Source organism: Caballeronia mineralivorans PML1(12) (assembly GCF_001028175.1).
Lineage (GTDB): Bacteria > Pseudomonadota > Gammaproteobacteria > Burkholderiales > Burkholderiaceae > Caballeronia > Caballeronia mineralivorans.
This window is the reverse complement of sequence record NZ_AEJF01000134.1, coordinates 1-19,255: the sequence shown is the minus strand read 5'-3', so window position 1 is coordinate 19,255 and position 19,255 is coordinate 1. Positions and strand designations below refer to the sequence as shown.

The 19,255-nt window shown below is 59.7% G+C and carries 20 protein-coding genes; 11 read left to right on the top strand and 9 right to left on the bottom strand.

Annotation, left to right across the window (positions count from 1 at the left end; genetic code table 11):
• The first annotated feature begins 23 nt into the window (after nt 1-23).
• The 3 genes from EOS_RS21610 to EOS_RS21600 all read left to right on the top strand — a co-directional run bounded on the left by EOS_RS21610 (nt 24) and on the right by EOS_RS21600 (nt 3,166).
• Nucleotides 24-806, top strand: a complete 783-nt coding sequence (locus tag EOS_RS21610; protein ID WP_047848743.1) for an enoyl-CoA hydratase/isomerase family protein — start codon at nt 24-26, stop codon at nt 804-806.
• 1 nt (nt 807) lies between these two features.
• On the top strand, nt 808-2,037 hold the full coding sequence (locus EOS_RS21605) for a CaiB/BaiF CoA transferase family protein (protein ID WP_235442908.1): 1,230 nt from the start codon (nt 808-810) through the stop codon (nt 2,035-2,037).
• A gap of 232 nt (nt 2,038-2,269) precedes the next feature.
• Nucleotides 2,270-3,166 carry a DMT family transporter gene (locus EOS_RS21600; protein WP_047848742.1) on the top strand — a complete coding sequence of 299 codons (897 nt, stop codon included), beginning with the start codon at nt 2,270-2,272 and terminating at the stop codon, nt 3,164-3,166.
• An 18-nt stretch (nt 3,167-3,184) separates the two neighbouring features.
• Here EOS_RS21600 and EOS_RS21595 read toward each other — a convergent pair whose 3' ends face one another.
• Entirely contained in the window at nt 3,185-3,817 is a 633-nt protein-coding gene (locus EOS_RS21595; protein WP_047848741.1) for a LysE family translocator, read from the bottom strand.
• 206 nt (nt 3,818-4,023) lie between these two features.
• Here EOS_RS21595 and EOS_RS21590 point away from each other — a divergent pair, with 206 nt between their 5' ends.
• Nucleotides 4,024-5,466: a DNA-3-methyladenine glycosylase 2 family protein gene (locus EOS_RS21590; RefSeq protein WP_047848740.1), complete on the top strand. Its 1,443-nt coding sequence runs from the start codon at nt 4,024-4,026 to the stop codon at nt 5,464-5,466.
• Entirely contained in the window at nt 5,463-5,969 is a 507-nt protein-coding gene (locus tag EOS_RS21585) for a methylated-DNA--[protein]-cysteine S-methyltransferase (protein WP_047848739.1), read from the top strand. Before EOS_RS21590 ends, EOS_RS21585 begins: the two co-directional genes overlap by 4 nt.
• Before the next feature lie 60 nt (nt 5,970-6,029).
• Here EOS_RS21585 and EOS_RS21580 read toward each other — a convergent pair whose 3' ends face one another.
• Together EOS_RS21580 and EOS_RS21575 are read right to left on the bottom strand one after the other, a co-directional pair.
• Entirely contained in the window at nt 6,030-6,410 is a 381-nt protein-coding gene (locus EOS_RS21580) for an NUDIX hydrolase (RefSeq protein WP_047848738.1), read from the bottom strand.
• Complete coding sequence (locus tag EOS_RS21575) at nt 6,407-7,006, bottom strand: NUDIX domain-containing protein (RefSeq protein ID WP_047848737.1); 600 nt, start codon at nt 7,004-7,006, stop codon at nt 6,407-6,409. The genes EOS_RS21580 and EOS_RS21575 overlap by 4 nt, the downstream gene beginning before the upstream one ends.
• A gap of 82 nt (nt 7,007-7,088) precedes the next feature.
• Here EOS_RS21575 and EOS_RS21570 point away from each other — a divergent pair, with 82 nt between their 5' ends.
• A complete protein-coding gene (locus EOS_RS21570; RefSeq protein WP_047848736.1) occupies nt 7,089-7,844 on the top strand; it encodes a DeoR/GlpR family DNA-binding transcription regulator in 756 nt (251 codons plus the stop codon).
• Nucleotides 7,845-7,888: 44 nt separating this feature from the next.
• On the opposite strand, the gene EOS_RS21565 is transcribed toward EOS_RS21570, so the two are convergent.
• Nucleotides 7,889-8,581: a nucleoside 2-deoxyribosyltransferase gene (locus EOS_RS21565; protein WP_082163460.1), complete on the bottom strand. Its 693-nt coding sequence runs from the start codon at nt 8,579-8,581 to the stop codon at nt 7,889-7,891.
• 626 nt (nt 8,582-9,207) lie between these two features.
• Between EOS_RS21565 and EOS_RS21560 the strand changes: the two genes are divergently transcribed.
• Together EOS_RS21560 and EOS_RS21555 are read left to right on the top strand one after the other, a co-directional pair.
• Complete coding sequence (locus EOS_RS21560) at nt 9,208-10,350, top strand: GGDEF domain-containing protein (RefSeq protein WP_047848735.1); 1,143 nt, start codon at nt 9,208-9,210, stop codon at nt 10,348-10,350.
• Nucleotides 10,351-10,739: 389 nt separating this feature from the next.
• On the top strand, nt 10,740-11,126 hold the full coding sequence (locus EOS_RS21555; RefSeq protein ID WP_047848734.1) for a nuclear transport factor 2 family protein: 387 nt from the start codon (nt 10,740-10,742) through the stop codon (nt 11,124-11,126).
• A gap of 67 nt (nt 11,127-11,193) precedes the next feature.
• On the opposite strand, the gene EOS_RS43625 is transcribed toward EOS_RS21555, so the two are convergent.
• Nucleotides 11,194-11,505 (bottom strand): XRE family transcriptional regulator, encoded by a 312-nt coding sequence (locus tag EOS_RS43625; protein ID WP_152693156.1) that lies wholly within the window; start codon nt 11,503-11,505, stop codon nt 11,194-11,196.
• A gap of 320 nt (nt 11,506-11,825) precedes the next feature.
• Here EOS_RS43625 and EOS_RS21545 point away from each other — a divergent pair, with 320 nt between their 5' ends.
• The gene (locus EOS_RS21545) at nt 11,826-13,283 is read left to right on the top strand and encodes a metallophosphoesterase family protein (RefSeq protein WP_082163459.1); all 1,458 of its coding nucleotides are present in this window, start codon (nt 11,826-11,828) and stop codon (nt 13,281-13,283) included.
• 63 nt (nt 13,284-13,346) lie between these two features.
• Nucleotides 13,347-13,994 (top strand): YukJ family protein, encoded by a 648-nt coding sequence (locus tag EOS_RS21540; protein WP_047848733.1) that lies wholly within the window; start codon nt 13,347-13,349, stop codon nt 13,992-13,994.
• Nucleotides 13,995-14,071: 77 nt separating this feature from the next.
• Here the strand turns inward: EOS_RS21540 and EOS_RS21535 are convergent, their stop codons facing one another.
• Together EOS_RS21535 and EOS_RS21530 are read right to left on the bottom strand one after the other, a co-directional pair.
• A complete protein-coding gene (locus EOS_RS21535; RefSeq protein WP_047848732.1) occupies nt 14,072-14,413 on the bottom strand; it encodes a zinc ribbon domain-containing protein YjdM in 342 nt (113 codons plus the stop codon).
• An 84-nt stretch (nt 14,414-14,497) separates the two neighbouring features.
• Nucleotides 14,498-15,646, bottom strand: coding sequence for an alpha-hydroxy acid oxidase (locus EOS_RS21530; RefSeq protein WP_047848731.1), 1,149 nt, complete (start codon nt 15,644-15,646; stop codon nt 14,498-14,500).
• A 94-nt stretch (nt 15,647-15,740) separates the two neighbouring features.
• Here EOS_RS21530 and EOS_RS21525 point away from each other — a divergent pair, with 94 nt between their 5' ends.
• The gene (locus EOS_RS21525; RefSeq protein WP_047848730.1) at nt 15,741-16,568 is read left to right on the top strand and encodes an IclR family transcriptional regulator; all 828 of its coding nucleotides are present in this window, start codon (nt 15,741-15,743) and stop codon (nt 16,566-16,568) included.
• Nucleotides 16,569-16,583: 15 nt separating this feature from the next.
• On the opposite strand, the gene dapA is transcribed toward EOS_RS21525, so the two are convergent.
• Nucleotides 16,584-17,489 carry a 4-hydroxy-tetrahydrodipicolinate synthase gene (gene dapA / locus EOS_RS21520; protein ID WP_047848729.1) on the bottom strand — a complete coding sequence of 302 codons (906 nt, stop codon included), beginning with the start codon at nt 17,487-17,489 and terminating at the stop codon, nt 16,584-16,586.
• Between the two features lie 26 nt (nt 17,490-17,515).
• Nucleotides 17,516-19,243: an ABC transporter permease subunit gene (locus tag EOS_RS21515; protein ID WP_063779101.1), complete on the bottom strand. Its 1,728-nt coding sequence runs from the start codon at nt 19,241-19,243 to the stop codon at nt 17,516-17,518.
• Between the last annotated feature and the right edge of the window lie 12 nt (nt 19,244-19,255).

The window sequence follows — 19,255 nt, the reverse complement described above, 5'->3', positions numbered from 1 at the left end:
TATTTCTTGCTCCAGGAGACGATGTGGCTGAACCATCCATCTTGATCGAACGCGATGATTTCATCGCGACCGTTGTCATCGATCGGCCCGCGAAGCTCAACGCCATGACCAAGCCGTTATGGCAGTCGCTGGGCGAAAACATCGAAGCGCTCTCCGCCGATGATTCCATCCGCTGCATCATCCTGCGCGGCGCCGGCGAGAAAGCCTTCTCGCCGGGCAACGACATAGCCGAGTTTCAGACCGATCGCTCCAACGTCGAACAAGCCCGCGCGTATGGCGCGATCATGCATCGCACGCTTTCATCGCTTGGCGCATGCCGGCATCCGATCGTCGCCATGATTCACGGCATCTGCGTGGGCGGTGGGCTCGAAATTGCGGCCATGTGCGATCTGCGCATCTGCGGGGAATCCAGCCGCTTTGGCGTGCCGATCAAGAACCTTGGCCTCGTGATGGCGCACGCGGAACTTGATGCCCTCGTGCAACTCGCGGGTCCCGCCGTCGCGCTCGAAATCTTGCTGGAAGGGCGCATTTTCGGCGCGCAAGAAGCGCTTGCCAAAGGACTCGTCACGCGGGTCGTCGCCGACGATCAGGTCACCGCAGAAACGCTAGCCACAGCGCGCCGGATTGCCGACGGTGCGCCGCTCGTCGCGCGCTGGCACAAGCAGTTCGTGAAGCGCGCAATGAACCCGGCGCCGCTAACGGCCGAGGAACGCGACGAAGGTTTTGCGTGCTTCGGTACGGAAGATTTTCGTACGGGTTATCAGGCCTTCCTCGATAAGGTCAAACCGGAATTCAAGGGGCGTTGAAATGCTCGAAACAGAAACACGCAGCAAAGGTCCGCTTGCGGGCATGCGCGTCATCGAACTCGCTCACATCATGTCCGGCCCCATCTGCGGAATGATGCTCGCCGACATGGGCGCCGATGTCATCAAGGTCGAGAAGATTCCAGGCGGAGACGATTGCCGCCGCTTCGCACCTATTTTGGAAGGCGGCGAGTCGGCGTCGTTCATGATCGTGAACCGCAATAAGCGCGGCGTCGCAATCAACCTCAAGACCGAGGGCGGCCGCGAAGTGCTGCGCAAAATGCTGGCCACCGCAGACGTAGTCACGGAGAACTACCGGCGCGGCACGATGGAAAAACTCGGCATGGGTTATGAAGCGCTCAAGGCCGAGAATCCCGGCTTGATCTATTGCGCGATTTCCGGATTTGGCCGCAGCGGACCGATGGCCGACAAAGGCGGTTTCGACCTGATCGCGCAGGGCATGAGCGGCCTCATGAGCATGACCGGCGAACCCGGTCAGGCGCCGATCAAGGCAGGCTCGCCCGTCACCGATATCAACGCAGGCATTCTCGCCGCGCTCGGAATCTGCGCGGCCTACGCCGGCAAGCAGCGGACCGAGCTGGGCCAGATGGTGGACACGTCGCTTTTCGAAGCGGGTTTGCAGCAGATGTACTGGGCCTTCGCCAACTACTTCGCCGACGGCACGGTGTTGCCCAAGGCTGGCTCGGCTAATCCAACGAGCGCGCCATATCAGGCGTTCCGGACACGCGACGGGTGGGTCAATATCGGCGCGGCGAATCAGAGCAATTACGAGCGTCTGGTGGGTGCACTGGATATTTCGGGTCTCGCCGACGATGAGCGTTTCAAGACCAACGCTGGACGGTTGCAGCATCGTGGCGAGCTTGTCGAAATCCTGACCGTGCGGCTTGTCGAGCGGACGACGAATGAATGGCTCGCGGCATTCGATGCAATCGGCCTGCCTTCGGGACCGGTGCTCGGCGTGCCCGAAGCAGTCGCGCACGAACAAGCGATCGCGCGCGGAATGATTGTGGAGACGACGCATCCGGTTGCGGGGCGCATGCGCGGTCTGGGTCTGCCGATCCACTTCTCCGAGGGCCGTACGCAATCGCCCGTGCCCGCGCCGCTGCTCGGTCAACACACATCGGAAGTGCTGCGGGAATACGGTTTCTCCGATGAACGTATCCACGCGCTAAAGGAAGAAGGCGCCATTCTCTCGAGCGATGTAACGGTCTAAGGTACCGTGATTAAAACCGTTCGGTTTTCTTTTTACCCTAAGCGAATCCGGCTAAGCACAGCCCCGTTAAAGAGGAATGTCTTAAGCCGTCACCAAGGTGATTTAATCCGCCACGACTCAAAAACCCTCGTCGTTTTTAATCAATAGCGTGAGCAAAAGCATCATCTGACATACGGTCGTCCGGTGATAAGCTACGCGGACCTCCGCGTTTCCCTTCCGACCGTGAATCACTATGCCTCTTTCCATCGCCCAAAGCAGAGCGGTGCCGCTGCGCAGCATCACGCAAATCCTGGCCGCCATGTTTTGCTTTGCATTGGTCGATGCACTTGCAAAGTCGCTAAGCCTGAAATACCCCGCTAACGAGATCACGTTCTTCCGGATGATCTTCGGCTTGCTGCCCGCCATTGCCATGTGCATGCAAGGAAAACCACTGACCGAGCGCTTAAGGACACTGGATTTTCCGGCGCAGACGCTGCGCGCGGTGACCTTGCTTTGCGCACTCGGCTTGTTCTTCGCCGGGTTGCCCTACGTGCCGTTGAGCGAGGCGGTGGCTATTGTCTATTCGGAGACCATCTTCGTGATCGTACTGGCGCCCTTGCTTCTCAAGGAAACGCTAAGACGGCGCGACGCGGGCGCCGCCGCGATAGGGTTTATTGGCGTGCTGCTGGTCGTTCGTCCAAGCAGCGACCAGACGAGTTGGCTTGGTCCCGTGCTGCTTGTGTTGAGCGCGATTTTCGGGGCGTTATCGATTCTGCAAATCAAACGCATCCGCGCATCGAACGATTCGAGTGTCACCGTGCTCTACTTCACGATGATTGGCGCACTCGTCAGCGGGCTTTCGCTCTTTTTCGCGTGGCAGACGCCGACGCTAGATTCCCTGGCATTGATGGGCTTGCTTGGCATCCTGGCCGGCACGGGGCAACTGCTGTTGACCATGGCATTTCGACAAGCCGATGCAAGCGCGCTCGCGCCGTATAACTACACCAGCATCGTCTGGGCGGCGATATTTGGGTATGTGGCCTGGGGTGAGACTGTCGGCATGGTGTCGCTGATGGGAATTCTGCTGATTGTCGGCAGTTCGATATTGGTTGCGATCCGGCGCAAGCAGGCCGACGGCCCGCTGGTTTAATTCAGAGCTTGGCCGGTATTACTCGATAGAGAGCCTCAACGCGAACGCCAGCAATGCCGCCGAGAACGTCCAGCGCTGCACGACCTGAGCGCGCGGATGACTGCGCAGCCAGCCCGAAATACGCACGGCAGAAAACGCGAGCGTCGTGTCGAAAACCGCGCCTATAACAACCAGCACCACACCGAGTTCCACCACTTGCGACCACACCGTACCCGCCTCGGGATGCACGAATTGCGGTAGCAGGACCGAACAGAACAGCAGTGCCTTCGGGTTGAGCAGACTGCTCAGCACGCCCTTCGACATGGCTGCGCGCAGCGTCGGGCGTGTCTTCGAGGTCGTATTGTTGTTGTCGTCGAGACCGAACGCCGGCGAGCGGAAAATCTGGATCGCGATATAGGCGAGATACAGCGCTCCGGCAATACGCACGCCGTCGTAAAGCCACGGGGCACTGCGCAACAACGCTGCAACGCCAAGCGCGGACAACGTGACGTGCAGGCTGCGGGCAATCGCGAGGCCGGCGGCGGTCGAGAGCCCGTGCTTTAGCCCACGCGTTGAGCTTGTCTGCAGGATGAGCGCCATATCCGGGCCGGGGAGTGCATAAACTACCGCGAGGGCCCCGATAAAGACGAGCAGCAATTGCAGCGAGACCATGATCAACCTCCGTTTCGATGCTCTGATATTGCCGCGAATCGATGAGCGTTTTCTGGCTTAGTGATCCCTGTTTTGAGGCTTCGTTAGAGGAAAACGCCAAGGCGGCGGGCTTGATGCCGGAAGGTGCTTGAGGCCTGCAGCGAGGCACGAATACTCATGTCCGAATATGGCCAGAATCCGGAGGGTTTTTCCTTTAGAGTCTGGACATGAACCTCGATCCAGACATGTGTTATCGAACCCTGCTTTCGCGGGACCGTCGATTCGACGGGTGGTTTTACGTGGCCGTTTCTTCCACGGGAATCTATTGCCGCGTCGTGTGTCCGGTGCGCCCGCCCAAGCGTGAGAACTGCAGCTACTTTTCGACCACCGCGGCGGCTGAGAAGGCGGGGTATCGTCCGTGTCTGCGCTGCCGTCCCGAGCTGGCTCCAGGCAATGGCTTGCTGGACGTTTCCAGCCGGCTGGCGCACGCGGCGGCGACGCTGATTACGGAAGGTTTTCTAAACGACGCAAGCCTCACGGATCTGGCGAATCGGGTGGGCGTGACGGAACGGCACCTTCGGCGCATCTTCGCCACGGCGTACGGCGTTTCAATGATCGAGTTCGCGCAAACCCAGCGCTTGCTGCTCGCAAAACGCTTGCTGACCGATACAGCGCTTCCACTCGCGGCCGTTGCGCTGACGGCGGGTTTCGGCAGCGTCAGGCGATTCAACGATTTGTTCGTCACGCGCTACGGACTGAATCCGCTCCGTCTAAGGAAGGCATCCGGCGCTAGCGCCACAGATCATCTGAGCTTCATGCTGGGATACCGGCCGCCATTTTCATGGCCCGGCGTCCTGGCGTTCCTGTCGCGTCGCGCGATATCTTCGGTTGAAGCTATCGACGACGAGGTCTACAGCCGCGCTGTCGAATTGACGTGCGGCGAACGCAAGCTGGCTGCGTGGCTCAGCGTGAAGCATGTCCCGCAGCGGCACGCAATCGAGGTGACCGTGCCGATGGTTCTCGCGCCCGTCATCGGGCAGGTGCTCGGGCGAGTAAGCCGGCTCTTCGACCTGAACGCGCGGCCCGATCTGATCGATGCGCAGCTTGGAGAGCTTGCCGCGGATATGCCGGGAATGCGGGTGCCCGGCGCGTTCGATGGCTTTGAGATAGCGGTGCGCGCAATAGTGGGGCAGCAGATTTCGGCATCGAAAACACGATCGATCCTGGCATGTATTGCGGCTCGATTCGGTACAAAAATTATCGATGCGCCCAACGCCATCGCCACCACATTCCCCTCTGCCGACGTTTTGGCTGCGTTACCAGCTTCGTCGCTGTCGGACCTTGGCATCACAGTAATTCGCACGGAAGCGATTATCGAACTTGCTAAAGAAGTCGCATCCGGCCGCCTTCTTTTAGAGCCGATGGCACCGCTCGACGACACCTTGGCGGCGCTGCGCCGGATTCGTGGCGTTGGGGAGTCGACGGTGCAAACCATCGCCATGCGTGCGCTCGCGTGGCCGAATGCATTTCCGGAAGGCGACGCTGTGTTGAAGCGCCAACTCGATCAACTCAGCCCGTCGGCGCTAAGGCAGCATGCGACGCGTTGGGAACCCTGGCGCGCCTATGCCACGCTGCATATCTGGAGACACTCTGAGGAGCATTGTTCATGACACCCGGTTACCGCATTGCCAGTCCTTTAGGCGGTATCGTTTTGCGGGTTGAAGACGATTTATTGACGGGCCTGTTTTTCGTCGGCCAGAAGTATTTTCCGGCTCTGTCTATTACGTCCGCTCAGCAATTCATGCCGCCGGTTGCTCGTCAGGCACAAACGCAACTAGACGAATTCTTCGCGGGCGAGCGACGCGTATTTACGGTCCCGCTGCACCTTAGGGGAACGGCATTTCAGCGGCTGGTCTGGAAAGAGTTATCGAAGATTCCTTATGGCGTGACGGTCTCGTACGGTGCAATGGCGCAACGCATGGGATTGACTAGCGGTGCGGCCAGGGCGGTGGGAAGCGCCAATGGAAAGAATCCTGTGTCCTTGATCGTGCCATGCCATCGCGTGATCGCCTCTACGGGCGACTTGACCGGCTACGCGGGCGGAATTGACCGCAAGCAAGCGCTCCTTGCCTTGGAGAAAGGAGCGCACATGGATCTCTTCACCGAAGCGTGAGGTGCCTTAGCTTAGCCGCGTTTTCTATCGGGCGAACTTAGCCGGACTCGTTTGACCGCGTTACGCTTTAGCCATCGCCTCAACTTCCGGAATATCGCTAAGGCTTCTATAAACCGGTAAGCCTAGTTCTTCGGCGAGCCGGACATCGTTATCGGCACCTTGCGACGCACCGTCGATGCGAAATATCGCGTCGCATTGCCTGATCAGGCGATTCGCGACTGGATATAAGAACGTTTCGCTTACCGTATCGCCCACGGCTTTGGAGCCCGCCGCTGCCGCTAAAGGAAGCGCCACCCACTCGCCGATCATCGGCATATGCCCGAGCCGGTAGACGTGCAACGCGGCCTCTTCAAGCCGTTGAAGATTTCTGGCAATCAAGGCGGCATCGCCATTAGTGCCACTGCGGTAAGGCCCCGCGATGAGTATCAATAGAGCTGTCACGACACGCTCCTTTCAAGCACGCCGTTCAACGCCGCGAACTGCAACAGCATGATGGTTTTCGCATCGACAATTTCACCGCGACGCAGCGCATGCAACGCATCGTCGAAGGTCAGTTCAATCACCTCAAGATCCTCGCCCTCTGCTTCCAGGCCGCCGCCATGTCCCACGCGCGCCGACGCGTCGTACTCGGCGATGAAAAAATGCAGCTTCTCCGTGACCGAACCAGGGCTCATATACGCTTCGAAAATCTTCTGCACGTTTTGCACGCGATACCCCGTTTCCTCTTCAGCTTCGGCACGGATCCGCTCTTCCGGCGAAGCGTTGTCGAGCAGCCCCCCGGCGGCCTCGATCATCATGCCGTCATGGCCATTGACGAACGCCGGCAACCTGAACTGCCGGGTCAGCACGACGGTCCGCCGGTCGCGATTGAACAGCAGAATAGTTGCCCCGTTACCCCGGTCGTAGGTCTCGCGGCTTTGACGCTGCCACGTGCCGTCGCGACGCAGAAAATCGAAGGTCGTCTTCTTCAGCACGTACCAATCCTCGGACAAAAGCGTTGTGTCGATAATGCGAACCCTGTCTTTCGTAGCAACCATCTCTTAGCTCCACGTCGCGCAAAAGGAAGAGTCATGGTATCGTGCGGTTTCGTGCAATATCAAGATATTTCGTGCAAACCCCATGCTGACCTCTCAACGAAAGAAAGCGATCCTCGACACACTGGCGCGCGACGGGCAAGTGCTCGCCAAGCAACTCAGCGAGACCTTCGGGGTATCGGAAGACACTGTGCGGCGCGACCTGCGCGAGCTGGCCGGCGAGGGTTTGCTGCAGCGCGTTCACGGCGGCGCGCTACCCGCTTCAACGGCCGTAGCGCCGTTCGCCGAGCGGCGGGGGCTGGAGTCATCCGCCAAACGCGCGATCGCCGCAGCGGCGGCGGCGATGATCGAAACGGGGCAAGTTGTTATTGTCGACGGCGGCACGACATCCGCCGAACTCATCCGCCAGATTCCGCGCGATTTATCCGCGACGGTGGTGACACATAGCCCGAGCGTTGCCGTCGGGCTGGTCGATCATCCGTCGATCGAGGTGATTGTCATCGGCGGCCGGCTTTTCAAGCATTCGATCGTGACGGTCGGCGCCGCTGCTGTGGAAGCGATGTCGCATATCCAGGCCGATATCTATTTCATGGGCGTGACCGGCGTGCATCCGACGGCAGGCTTGAGCACCGGGAATTTCGAGGAGGCTTTCGTGAAGCGAGCCCTTGCGGCGCGCGCGGCGGAAACGGTGGTGCTGGCATCGTCCGACAAGATCAACGCCGCGTCGCAGTATGTGATCGGCGAAGTTACGCTGGCTCAGACGATCATCGTTGAACGGGCGACCGAGCTTGCACTAACCAGGCCGCTAGAGGACGCCGGCATGACGATAGTCCGCGCTTAGCACGGGACTAAACGTGAAAGCGATAAAGAGAGGCTGCATTCCATTCAAGAGAACTGCATGCTCGCAATCATGGCGTCCAGGCAGGTTTGCGGACCGCCTACGACAATGCGGGCGCTGCACGCCAGCATGAGGTTCACGTTCAAGCCGAAATCCTCGACCGCAAAACCCTTTGCACAATAGGCAGCGGATCCGTCCGTGCTTACCGATACGCGCTCGAGGAGCGGGCGATCGTCATCGACGTAAGCCCAAATCGGCTTACCGAGCGCTGCGGCAAAACCCACTTCGAACGCGGTGCCGCTGTCCGGCTCGCCAGGTCCGCGAAAGTCGTTCAGGTTGGCCATGACGACGTCGGCGGAACGAATCGCGTCCATGTTCGCGCGGCATATCCACTGCGCTTTGACGCGTGGCTCGAGTTCGTCGGGAACCTCTTTATCGAGTGGATACAGACCGATCATTCCGCGGACCTGACAGAGCGCTTTCAGATGCTGGCCGTGACTTAGCGCGTCGCTTCGGAAAACGTCGAAGCCAGCAAGATAGACACGCGGCGTCGCCGCTGCACGTTCGATGGGAAGCGGGGCGGGCGCAAAGTGCCCTTCACGCACTTTGCGTCGAACCCGGTTCAACTGCTTATGAACCGACGCCACCAGTTTCCCGGTGCGCGTCGCGATTTCCTCGACGCTTAAGCCCTGGTCGACGAGTTCGATTAAGGTCAGTTGCTTCTTTGTTGGGCCGCGCATTGCTCTCCTCAAATGCCGCTTCCGGCAGACATTCCCCAATAGGGGCGTAAGTAGAATAGCGAACGCAGGTCAAGTCAAGACGCCCGTTGCACACGCCTGAAGCTTACGGTTCGACAGCACCGGGAAACCCGGCCATTCCGACGCAATCCGCATCCGGCTGACACCGCTTTGCCGGGATGGCGTGGCCTTGGGTCCCAGCGTCGAGTGGTTTTCCCGGCGCCCACGCGAAGTATAAAGATTATCGAATCAGCGCCGGTGAGCTTCCATATCTGTCCTGAGAGCGCAAGTCGGAGTCAGCGTTATGACAAACGAGCAATTGTTCGAACATCCGGTTTGCGTCATCTGACTAAACCCGCTGCCCGAGCCCGCCGCCCGAGCCCACCGATTTCTCCTGCCTTAGCGGATTTACCGCCAACATTCGGTAAGCGCGCAATAGCGACGACTATCTAAGCAGGCATAGAATACCGATTTGTCCGCTAGCGCTCCCGGAGAAGCGCCAACGCCGCGACTAGCAGACCAATTGGCATGGCCGATAGTCGTATCTTCAACAAACCCGATTGAGTCCATGGCAGGCAAAAATTGCGACACCAAGGTGGCCAGGCCGTCGCGCATGAATCAGACAATCCATGGATACGAAAATAGCGCCGTTTAGCTTGCCCCGCTGGCGATTTACGACCTGGTTATGTTATTCCGGGCCAGCTGTACCCGATGACATTCGTGTAGCGCTGATCGGGAGTCTATTTGGCACGCTGCCTATTTTCGCCGGGGGCGTGCTCAATACCATTGCTGTTTCGCTTGTGATCGCCCTTCGCGAACCTACTGCAGCGTTTATCGCCTGGGTGGTGATTGAGGTCGTCCTGTGCGGCACGCGCCTGATCTTATTGGTGGCGGCGCATCGGGCGGCCCGGCGTGGACAGCCGACTTTCACCGATGTCTACCTGCTGCTGGGGGTCCTTTGGGGCGCAAGCGTGGGTTACGGTGCATTTATCAGCATCCTGAGCACGGACTGGATAGCCGCAACGCTTTCCTGCTTGTCGGCCGCCGCGATGGTGGGAGGCATTTGCTTCAGAAATTTCGGCGCGCCCAGGCTGGTGGCGATCATGATTTTGTTGTCCTTAGGCCCTTGCTGTATTGCAGCGGCAATGTCCAAGGAGCTCATTCTGAGCATTACGCTTATTCAAATTCCGTTTTATCTCGTCGCAATGAGCATTGCTGCATTTCGCTTGAACGGGCTGCTCGTTTCGACCATGAAAGCGGAACGGGAGAACGACCATCGCGCGCGCCATGACGCGCTGACCAGCTTGCCGAATCGGGCAGGGTTGATCCATGCGTCGCAAACGCGGTACAAAACAGCGTCGGAGAGCGCCGTGAAAACTGCGGTTCTTTACATTGACCTGGACGGCTTCAAGCCGGTCAACGACCAGTATGGACACGAGGCGGGGGACCTCTTGCTCGTGATGATCGGTGGCCGTCTCAACGCATTGAAGGGTCCGGACGACATGGTGTTTAGAATTGGCGGTGACGAATTTGTCGTCACGGTCAGCGCGCTCGACCATGAGGAAGCGGCTGCATTCGCGGATCGCCTGATCAGCGAAATGTCGGCATCGTTTGCATTGACGGCGCATATCTCGGTCAATGTGGGTGCGAGTATCGGCGTGGCATTGATTCCCGATCACGGCACCGACGTGCTGACGGCGCTCAATGCCGCCGACAAGGCGCTGAACGTTGCCAAGGCAATGGGCAAATCGCGCTGGAGCCTCGCGTCCTAGCGTTGGTTACCAAGCCTTTGCTCCGGCATTGGGTTCAGCGCTGACAAATCTGGAACCCGCTGTCGATCGAATCGTCATATTGCTTCAGCAAGCGATGTTCAAAGTAAGCTACTTAATACTTAGGCATCCTTGATTCAGTATTTATTGCCATGGCCGTGGTCGATTCGCCTGCCACACCCTGGATTTATGTCCATGCGCAACCTATAACACCGTCTAAAGCATGCAAGGCTAACCGTCTCACGTGGGACGGCGTGTCGAGGGGATGCGTGGGTCCCCTCATGACGGCGCTGCCTGATGCAGGCGGTCCGGCCGCAAGCAACGCCCTTCGCGACAACTCGATTCGTCCGAGGGGCCGTCCCGCACCACCCTTTCACCCCAAGGAGGAATTCATGGATACGCCCATGGCTGTTGTGAAGCGTGCTTACCAGGCGTTCGGCCGTAACGACATCGAGGGTGTCCTCGAGTGCATCGCCCCGACGGTCGACTGGCGGATAGTAGGCCCGGCTTCGTTACCCTTCCCAACGCAATGTCACACCCGGCAGGAGGTCGCGCGCTTCTTTAAAGAGCTCGCAGCGGATGGCGATATCACGGTGTTCGAACCGCGGGAGTTCATCGACGCGAACGAGCATATTGTCGTTCTGGGATTTGTCCGGGTAACGCTTACCGAAACTGGTAAGCCGTTCGAGTCAGAGTGGGTTCACATCTGCACGGTCAAGGACGGCTTGTTGACGCGCTGGATCGAGTTCTTCGACACGGCGGCGCGCGTGAATGCCTAGGTGCATGTTCGCTCGACGTTCGGGCGCGGCACACGGGAGCGTGACGCCGCGCCGCTAGTTAACGAAGCTAGGCAGCTGCATTCACTCCGTCTGACTTGCGTTCGCCCTCTTTGGCCGGCTTCGACCCGGCGTTCAGCCAGAGCACATCCACGTGCAACAGTTCCGACAAGCGACGGCAGTCGGCGGTTCGCGGCAGCGTAATGCCGGCTCGCCATAGCGCGACATCACCCTCGGTTACACCCAATGATTTCGCCACGCGGCTGGACGAAAGCCCGGAGCGCTTGATGGTCATGTCAAGTCTTGCGGCGAATGCCCGGCCTAGCCGTTGGCTATCGGAGCTGTCGCTTACATGGTGGTCGGAGAGGGAGGGTGTGTTCATGGGTGGCGCGGGACCTGATAGACGGTTTCGGTGCTCGAACGGGGCACTGTACGTGACCAAGGAGTCGCGTTAATGACATTACATACCCCTCACAAAAGGCAATGTGTCTGCGAGCGTACATAAGACAAAAGGGCGCTAAGGACGATCGCCGCCGCTGCACTTTTTTCATGACGTCTTGATGGCAAACGCACATTGAACCGGGTATTCGACAGGTGCGCAGTTTCGGCGGCACTTCCTATCAGGCTGTTTGTCGAACCGATCGGCGGCGGGCGCAACGGCTGCGTCGCTTCGCACACGTCGATCGGTTGCAAGGAGGATGAATGCCAGCGAAATCCAAGTCGAGTACAAAGGGTGGTCGCGAGAAAGCCACTCGAAAACTGTCAGCCACGCGGCGCGCCACCGCGCCAACAAAGCGCGGTAGCAAAACATCTGCACAAGATGTTGCCAGCAAGAAAAACCCGCTTGCGCCGCGCGTGCTGGCCCAGCCGGTTTTTTCGCAGCCGCAGGCAACCCCCGATCCCACCGTATTCCGCGTTCCCCATCCGTCCGATGACGCGGCCTACAAGGAGATCGACAAGCTCAATGCCGAACACAAGCTGTTTCCATTGCCGTTCCCCACCCCGCGAGGCGGAGTCGAGCCAACCCTGACGCTGGCCGAAGTGATGGGCGGCAATGTGACCGCAATCAACAGGATCAATGCGGGCGGCCAGCTCGTCTTTCACGCAACGGGCGATTGCGGCAGCACCAAGGGTCCAGCGTCCCAGAACCAGGTGGCGGACACGATGACCGCCGACTTCCTGGAGACGGCCGCGAACGAAGTGCCGCAGTTCGCCTTGCTGCTCGGCGACGTGGTCTACAACTTCGGCGAGGGCAGGTACTACTACGACCAGTTCTACGAACCGTATCGCGACTATCCGGCGCCGATCCTGGCTTGCGCGGGCAACCACGACGGCATGGTGTCGCCTGAAGCGCACGCGAAGAGCCTGGACGCTTACCTGCGGAATTTCTGCTCGCAACGAGTCGTGGTGACACCGGAAGCGGGTAACTTGTCGCGCACGGCGCAGATCCAGCCAGGGGTGTTCTTCACGTTCGAAGCACCGTTCGTCCGCGTGTTGGTGCTGTACAGCAATACGCTGGAAGATCCCGGCGTGATCGCGGATTCGCATATAGGCAAGAGCCAGCTTCAATTCCTCGATGCGGCACTCAAGCGGGTCCGCGCGGAGAACTATCAGGGCGCGCTGCTTATTGCCGATCACCATCCGCCATACACCATTGCGGCTCATGGCTGGAGCGTCGAGATGCTGGCGCAGATCGACAAGGTCTGCAGCGCCAACGGGATCTGGCCGCATGCATTCTTGTCGGGGCACGCGCACAACTATCAACGCTTCACGCGCACGCGCAGCGCGGACGGTACGCATATTCCTTATCTGGTGTGCGGAAATGGCGGCCACGGGCTGGCAAAGCTTGCGAAACACGGCGACCCCACGATGCGCGCGCCGCAGGTCATCCAGGCGGCAACCAGCACGACGGATCAGGTCGTCCTGGAAAGTTACGACGACAACCACTACGGTTATCTGCGTGTTGTCGTGACGCAGGCGCAGCTTCGTATCGAATATCACGCAACATCCGACACGATTTCGAAGAAGTCGCCCAGCGACTATGTCACCGTCGATCTCGCTACGCGTCAGATCGCGCACTTCGCCGCGCCCGATCTTGGCCGCACGGCAGGCGCGGCGACAGCGCGCGCAATGTTCGAGAAGACACGTTCGCAGGGGTAGGGTGCAGGACCCTGTTTTTCGCATGGGCAGCGGTTGCTGCCGGCTTTAATACGAGGAGGATGCATGGCAGTGAATTACGGGGTGCTCAAGGGCACCGTGACCGGTCATCTTCGCAATGCCGATGACGACCACTATCAGATCCTGGTCCACGCAGGAACAACGGTCTTTCGAATTGCATCGAACGTGAAATCGTCGGCGCCGCACGCGCCTTCAACGGTCTTGTTCGAAGAGCGGGACACGCTGCCAGACGCATTGACGCGTGGCCTCGCCGCGCTGACGCCGGGGTTCACCAAGCTGCCGTCTACGCCCGGCGGTCTCTCAATTGACTATGTACGCGGCGGCCTCGTCGATACCAAAGCGATGACACCCGTTCCCGCCGACGCAATCGGCACGACCAACGACCTGAAAGACAAGCTGGAAAGCGCGGTCGTCGCGGCGATGTCCATGGAAGGATCGATCGTCTACGCATTTGGATCGAGATGGGGTCCTGAAGAAAACAAGCCGGATCAGTATTTCAAGTTTGTCCCCGGCAATGGCGTACACGACATCCACATGAACCAGGGCAACAGCGGCCAGTACGAGAAGGATAACGGTACGTATCAGGACGGGGCGCTCATGATCGCGTATGCGGACAACACGTGGCGCGCATTTTTCTTCGCGTTCCAGTCGCAGACCTTCGATACGGACGACCAGGGCAATCCGATTGCGTGAAGTTGAATGCTGGGGGCAACTGTTTCTTGTTTGAGGAGCCATGACCGTGCCATGGCTCCATGAACGCCAGTTGCCCGTTAAACCTTCTTCAAATAGCAGGCCTTCAGCATAAAGTTTCCAGCGTCCATCTTGCAGTCGACTTCGTGGTCGCCGCCAACCAGGCGAATGCTCTTCACCTTGGACCCCACCTTCAGCGTGATCGACGAGCCTTTCACTTTCAGGTCCTTGATCAGCACCACGGAGTCGCCGTTCGCCAGCACGTTGCCGTTGGCGTCTTTCACCACGGCGTTCGTGTCGTCATCGGCTGATGCGGCTTCCGTCATCGACCACTCATGACCGCAGTCTGCGCAGATAATGCGGTCGGCGTCCGCGTAGGTATTTTCCATCGCGCATAGCGGGCAGGCGGGGAGTGTGGACATGATTCCTTCCAATAGTGATGAATTCGAGGCGGTGCGAACGCGCTCCGGCGGCCGGGATTATAAGCGGCTCGCGGATCGCATTGTTTAAACCGCGCGTCCGGCGTGCCCGACAAACGCCGGACTCACATCGGCAATCCCCTGGCACCCCAACAAGCGCATCGAAATCAGCATCTCGTCCATCATCAGCGCGAGCACTTCACTGGCGCCGGCTCCGCCGCACGATGCGACACCATACAGCGGTGCTCGCCCAAGCAATACGCCACGCGCGCCTAATGCAACCGCCTTCAACGCATCGCTTCCCCGCCGCACGCCGCCATCGATAAAAATCTCCATCCGTCCGCGTACTGCCTCGACAATCCCCGGCAACACCTCCAGCGGCGCGAACGTGCTTCCCAACTGCCGCCCGCCATGATTCGATACAACAATCCCGTCCGCGCCGTGCGTGACGGCCAGCAACGCATCGTCGACACCCATAACCCCTTTGACGATCACTTTGCCGCTCCAGTGCCGTCGTACCCATTCCAGATCCGCCCAGCCCAGTGTCAGGTCCATCTGCCGGCTCAGCATCGCGGCATGGCGGGATAAATCCGCACGCTCGCCCACGCTCTTCGCAATGTTCTTCAATTGCGGAGAACCAGACCGTGTCATCTGCCAGCACCAATGCGGATGCGTCACGCAATCGGCGAGAAGCCTGGGCGACAGCCGCAACGGCATGCGGAAACCGTTGCGCGTGTCGTGATCGCGCTTGCCGTGCACGGGGACATCGACGGTGAGAACCAGCGTTGAATAACCCGCAGCGCTTGCGCGCCGCATCAGATCTTCTGCGATGCCGCGATCCTGTTGCACGTAGAGCTGCACCCAAAGATCGCCATGCGGCGCGGCGGTGCGCACATCTTCCAGCAGCGAAGTCGATGCCGTCGACAACACGAACGGCAAGGCTGCGCGGCTCGCGGCTTGTGCGAGCAGTTCATCGGCCCGCGGCCAGAAGAGGCCGTTCAGACCCGTCGGTCCGACGATCATGGGTGCGGCTGCATCGCGTCCGAAAAATTGTGTCACGCTCGAACAGCGTGACACGTCGGTGAGCACACGCGGTTTGAAAAGCCACTGCCGGTACGCATCGTTATTACGCTGCAAGGCATCGCCGTCTTCGGCACCGCCGTCGAGATAATCGAAGGCAAGTCGCGGCAAGCGCCGTTGTGCGGCGATCCGGTATTCAGCGACAGAGGAAAGCATCAATGCTCCACGATTTACAATCGGCCACAAACCCGTGATTCGATTGCACTACAATTGAGATAATCACAATCCGATACTTCCAACGCCCACAAGCATGTCCAAAAGCGCCGCTGGCACGCCGCAAAAGCCCGACGAGAAAGCTCTTGAGCGCTCGTCGCTGTTCGTCGGATCGACTGAAAAGGCTTTCCAGGTGCTGCACGCCTTCGACGGTCCGAGCCGCCACATGACTCTCGTCGATATTGCCCGCGCGTCTGGACTCGACCGCAGCGCGACGCAACGTCTTGTCCATACGCTCGAAGTGCTTGGCTACCTCTACCGTGTGCCGGAAACGCGCAACTATGGCCTGACGACGAAGGTGCTGCAGTTCTCGTACAACTATGTACGGGCCAACGAACTCATCGATAAAGCCTCGCCGTATCTGCTTGACATCAGCCGCCGTCTTGGTGAAACCACCAACCTCCTGGAACTCGACGGCCACGAAATCGTGTTTGTCGCGCGCTTTCCGGGGCAGCATCTGGTGAACATCGACATTGTGGTCGGCGCGCGTTTGCCGGCCATGTTCACCGCCGCGGGCATCGCCATCCTGTCGCGTCTTTCCGACGAACGTGTGCGCGAAATTCTTGCGTCGACCCGCCTCGACCCACTTACGCACTACACCGAAACCCATCCCGACAAACTGCTCGAACGCGTACGCAAAGTCGCGCGGCGTGGTTACGCGGTGATCGAGAATGAAACCGTGCTTGGCGATATTTCCGTCGCCGCGCCGGTCACGGATCATGGCGGCATGGCCGTTGCCGCGATCAACATCTCGGTGCCCACTTCGCGTTGGTCGATCGAGCGGGTGGAAGCTGAACTCGCACAGCATGTGCAGGTTGCTGCGACTTCGATCTCGAAGGCGCGGCTGTCGGGTTATAAGCGTTGAGCCTTTAGCGAAGCTTCAAAGACCTCGTTCGAACAAGGCGAGCTGTTTTTCCAGTTCGACTCGCAAGCTCGCCGACAACCCGGGGTCTGCCTGAACCAGCGGCGCAAGCATGTCCGGCGCGTGGACATCGATCAGATCCATCACGGACTTCATCGGACCGGGATTGGTCTCGGCGAACGCCATGTTCATCAGCGGAATCAGCGAGCGATGCAACGTAAGCGCTTCTTGCGTCTTCCCCTGCGAAGCCAGCTCATAAATCTTTCTCCACGCCGTCGGCAACAACGTCGCCGTCACCACAATGCCACCCCGCGCACCGGCCGCCACATGCAGCGGAAACAGCGTGTCCTCACCGCTCAGCACGGCGAACGATTCGTCCACGCCTGCAACGGTGCGCAGGAAATGCCACATGTCCGTGTTGCACGCCTTCATCCCGATGATCCGCTCGTGCTTCGACAACTCGTGCAGTACCTCGGGCGCGATCGCGATACGCGTGCGGTAAGGGATTTCATAGATGAGGATCGGCAGCGGCGATTCATCGGCGTAACGCATGAAGTAATCGCGTATGCCACCTTGCGTCGGGTTCGTGTAGTAGGGCGTCAAGACAAGCAGACCATCGGCGCCCGCCGCAGCGAAATCCTTGCCGGCCTGCATCGCGTCGTGATAGCCGGGGTCCAGCACGCCCGCCACCACGGGGATTTTTCCGGCCGCTTCCTTCGCCGTAATCTCCGCCATGCGAATGCGCTCGACGCGCGAGAGAGCGCCGTATTCGCCGGTGCCGCCCAGCGGCACGACGCCGTCGACGCCTTGTTTCAGCAGATAGCGCATGAGTGCGCGGGCGGCGTCCGCGTTGATCGTGTCGTCGGGATTGACGGGAGTCGGAATGGCCGGCAAAACGCCACGCAGTTGTTGAGCTGAAAGCATGAGAAAGTCCTAGAAAACAAGGTTATTCAGGAAGCGAGGCTGCGTCGGCGCAACCGGTCCGCCACCCAGATCAAGATTGCTATAAAGGCAAACAGGCACGTTGAAACAGCGGCAATGACCGGGGAAATCTGCATCGTGATTTCGTCCCAGAACTGCTTGGGCAAGGTCGTGCTCAAACCGCCCGACGAAAACAGGGCGATAGTGAGTTCATCGAAGGACGTGGCGAAAGCGAACAGGAACGACGACATCAAACCGGCGCTGAGAATTGGGAACGTGACGCGGCGCAGCGTGGCCCACGGGCGCGCGCCCATGCTGTGCGCAGCGAGATCGAGACGCGTGTCGTAATTGCGCAGCACGGCCATCATGGTGATGACGACGTAAGGCACGGCTACGACGGTATGTCCCAACACGAGACCGAACGACGATCCGATCAAGCCGATCTTCGCGAAGAAATAGAACACGCCGACCGCAATGATCATGCGCGGTACGACGATCGGCGCGAGTATGAACGCGAGCATGGCCGCCTTGCCCTTCATGCCGCCGCGCACGAGCAGGAACGCGGCGGGCGTGCCGATCAGCATCGAGAGAAAACCGGTGCCGATACCCACGAGCATGGAGCGCGTGATGGCCTGCATCCACAAGGGTGAATCCGCGATCTGCCGATACCACTGCAACGAGAAACCACGCGGCGGCCACGCGAGGCCGGACGCGGAATCGAAGGAGAGCGGGATCATCAGGAACGCGGGTGCGCTCAGGAACACGAGCAGCAGGATCACGACTACGCGTAAGGTCAGGCTTTCACCGTTGGCGGCGCGTTTGCGACGTTTGGGGAAGAGTCCGATCACGGCGTCGGTTGCATTGCCTAGCGTGGTTAGGATCACATCGCCGAGCTTGCGGCTCCATCGGCCGCCTTGCTTCGGACCACGTGCCGCGGAGCTGCCGCCGGCCATTGTCGAGAGTCCGACCATGCGGTCATAGATCAGGAACACGAGTAGCACGACCGTCAGCAACAGCACAGAGATTGCCCCCGCGAAACCCCAGTTCAGCGCTTGCATCACCTGGTCGATGATCAGTTGCGTGATCATGGTCTGATGCCGTCCGCCGAGCAGCGTGGGCGTAATGAAAAAGCCGATGGCCGTGACGAACACCATCAACGCGCCGGCTGCCACACCCGGCAGCGACAGCGGAAAGTAGACCTTCCAGAACACCGTGCCGGGACGCGCGCCGAGCGTGGCGGCGGCGCTCGGCAAGCGGCGATCGATGTTCTCCATCACCGAGAGCATGGTCAGCACCGCGAGCGGCATCAGTGCGTGAACCATGCCGACGATCACGGCGGAAAAGTTATAAAGCAGACTCAACGGGCGGTCGATGATCCCGAGTCCAAGCAACACCTGATTGATCACGCCGTTGCGCCCGAGCAGCACGACCCACGCAAAGGTACGCACTAGAAAGCTGGTCCAGAAGGAGAGCAGCACCCAGAACAGTAGGCGGTTCTTGCGTTCACGCGTCAGCGAAGAAATCAGGTACGCAATCGGATAACCGGTGAGCACGGAGAAGAAGGTCGTCCACAAAGATACCTTCAGCGTGATCAACAACACATCCACATAGACCGACGATGCAAACAGCCGCTTGTATTCGACAAGCGTGAAGCCGCTGTTGTTGTGCACGCTTAACAGCAGCAACTGCCCGACGGGATACACGAGCATCACCAGCAGCAGCACGATGATCGGCGCGCTCATCGCGCCAGGCCGCAGCCACGCGCGCCA

Bases quoted from the DNA above. Each gene is read 5' to 3' on its own strand.
- EOS_RS21575 (WP_047848737.1), bottom strand. From the start codon at position 7,006: ATGGTTGCTACGAAAGACAGGGTTCGCATTATCGACACAACGCTTTTG.
- EOS_RS21545 (WP_082163459.1), top strand. From the start codon at position 11,826: ATGCCAGCGAAATCCAAGTCGAGTACAAAGGGTGGTCGCGAGAAAGCC.
- EOS_RS43625 (WP_152693156.1), bottom strand. From the start codon at position 11,505: ATGAACACACCCTCCCTCTCCGACCACCATGTAAGCGACAGCTCCGAT.
- dapA (WP_047848729.1), bottom strand. From the start codon at position 17,489: ATGCTTTCAGCTCAACAACTGCGTGGCGTTTTGCCGGCCATTCCGACT.
- EOS_RS21535 (WP_047848732.1), bottom strand. From the start codon at position 14,413: ATGTCCACACTCCCCGCCTGCCCGCTATGCGCGATGGAAAATACCTAC.
- EOS_RS21560 (WP_047848735.1), top strand. From the start codon at position 9,208: ATGGATACGAAAATAGCGCCGTTTAGCTTGCCCCGCTGGCGATTTACG.
- EOS_RS21540 (WP_047848733.1), top strand. From the start codon at position 13,347: ATGGCAGTGAATTACGGGGTGCTCAAGGGCACCGTGACCGGTCATCTT.
- EOS_RS21570 (WP_047848736.1), top strand. From the start codon at position 7,089: ATGCTGACCTCTCAACGAAAGAAAGCGATCCTCGACACACTGGCGCGC.
- EOS_RS21605 (WP_235442908.1), top strand. From the start codon at position 808: ATGCTCGAAACAGAAACACGCAGCAAAGGTCCGCTTGCGGGCATGCGC.
- EOS_RS21565 (WP_082163460.1), bottom strand. From the start codon at position 8,581: ATGCGCGGCCCAACAAAGAAGCAACTGACCTTAATCGAACTCGTCGAC.
- EOS_RS21590 (WP_047848740.1), top strand. From the start codon at position 4,024: ATGAACCTCGATCCAGACATGTGTTATCGAACCCTGCTTTCGCGGGAC.
- EOS_RS21555 (WP_047848734.1), top strand. From the start codon at position 10,740: ATGGATACGCCCATGGCTGTTGTGAAGCGTGCTTACCAGGCGTTCGGC.
- EOS_RS21530 (WP_047848731.1), bottom strand. From the start codon at position 15,646: ATGCTTTCCTCTGTCGCTGAATACCGGATCGCCGCACAACGGCGCTTG.
- EOS_RS21600 (WP_047848742.1), top strand. From the start codon at position 2,270: ATGCCTCTTTCCATCGCCCAAAGCAGAGCGGTGCCGCTGCGCAGCATC.
- EOS_RS21585 (WP_047848739.1), top strand. From the start codon at position 5,463: ATGACACCCGGTTACCGCATTGCCAGTCCTTTAGGCGGTATCGTTTTG.
- EOS_RS21525 (WP_047848730.1), top strand. From the start codon at position 15,741: ATGTCCAAAAGCGCCGCTGGCACGCCGCAAAAGCCCGACGAGAAAGCT.
- EOS_RS21595 (WP_047848741.1), bottom strand. From the start codon at position 3,817: ATGGTCTCGCTGCAATTGCTGCTCGTCTTTATCGGGGCCCTCGCGGTA.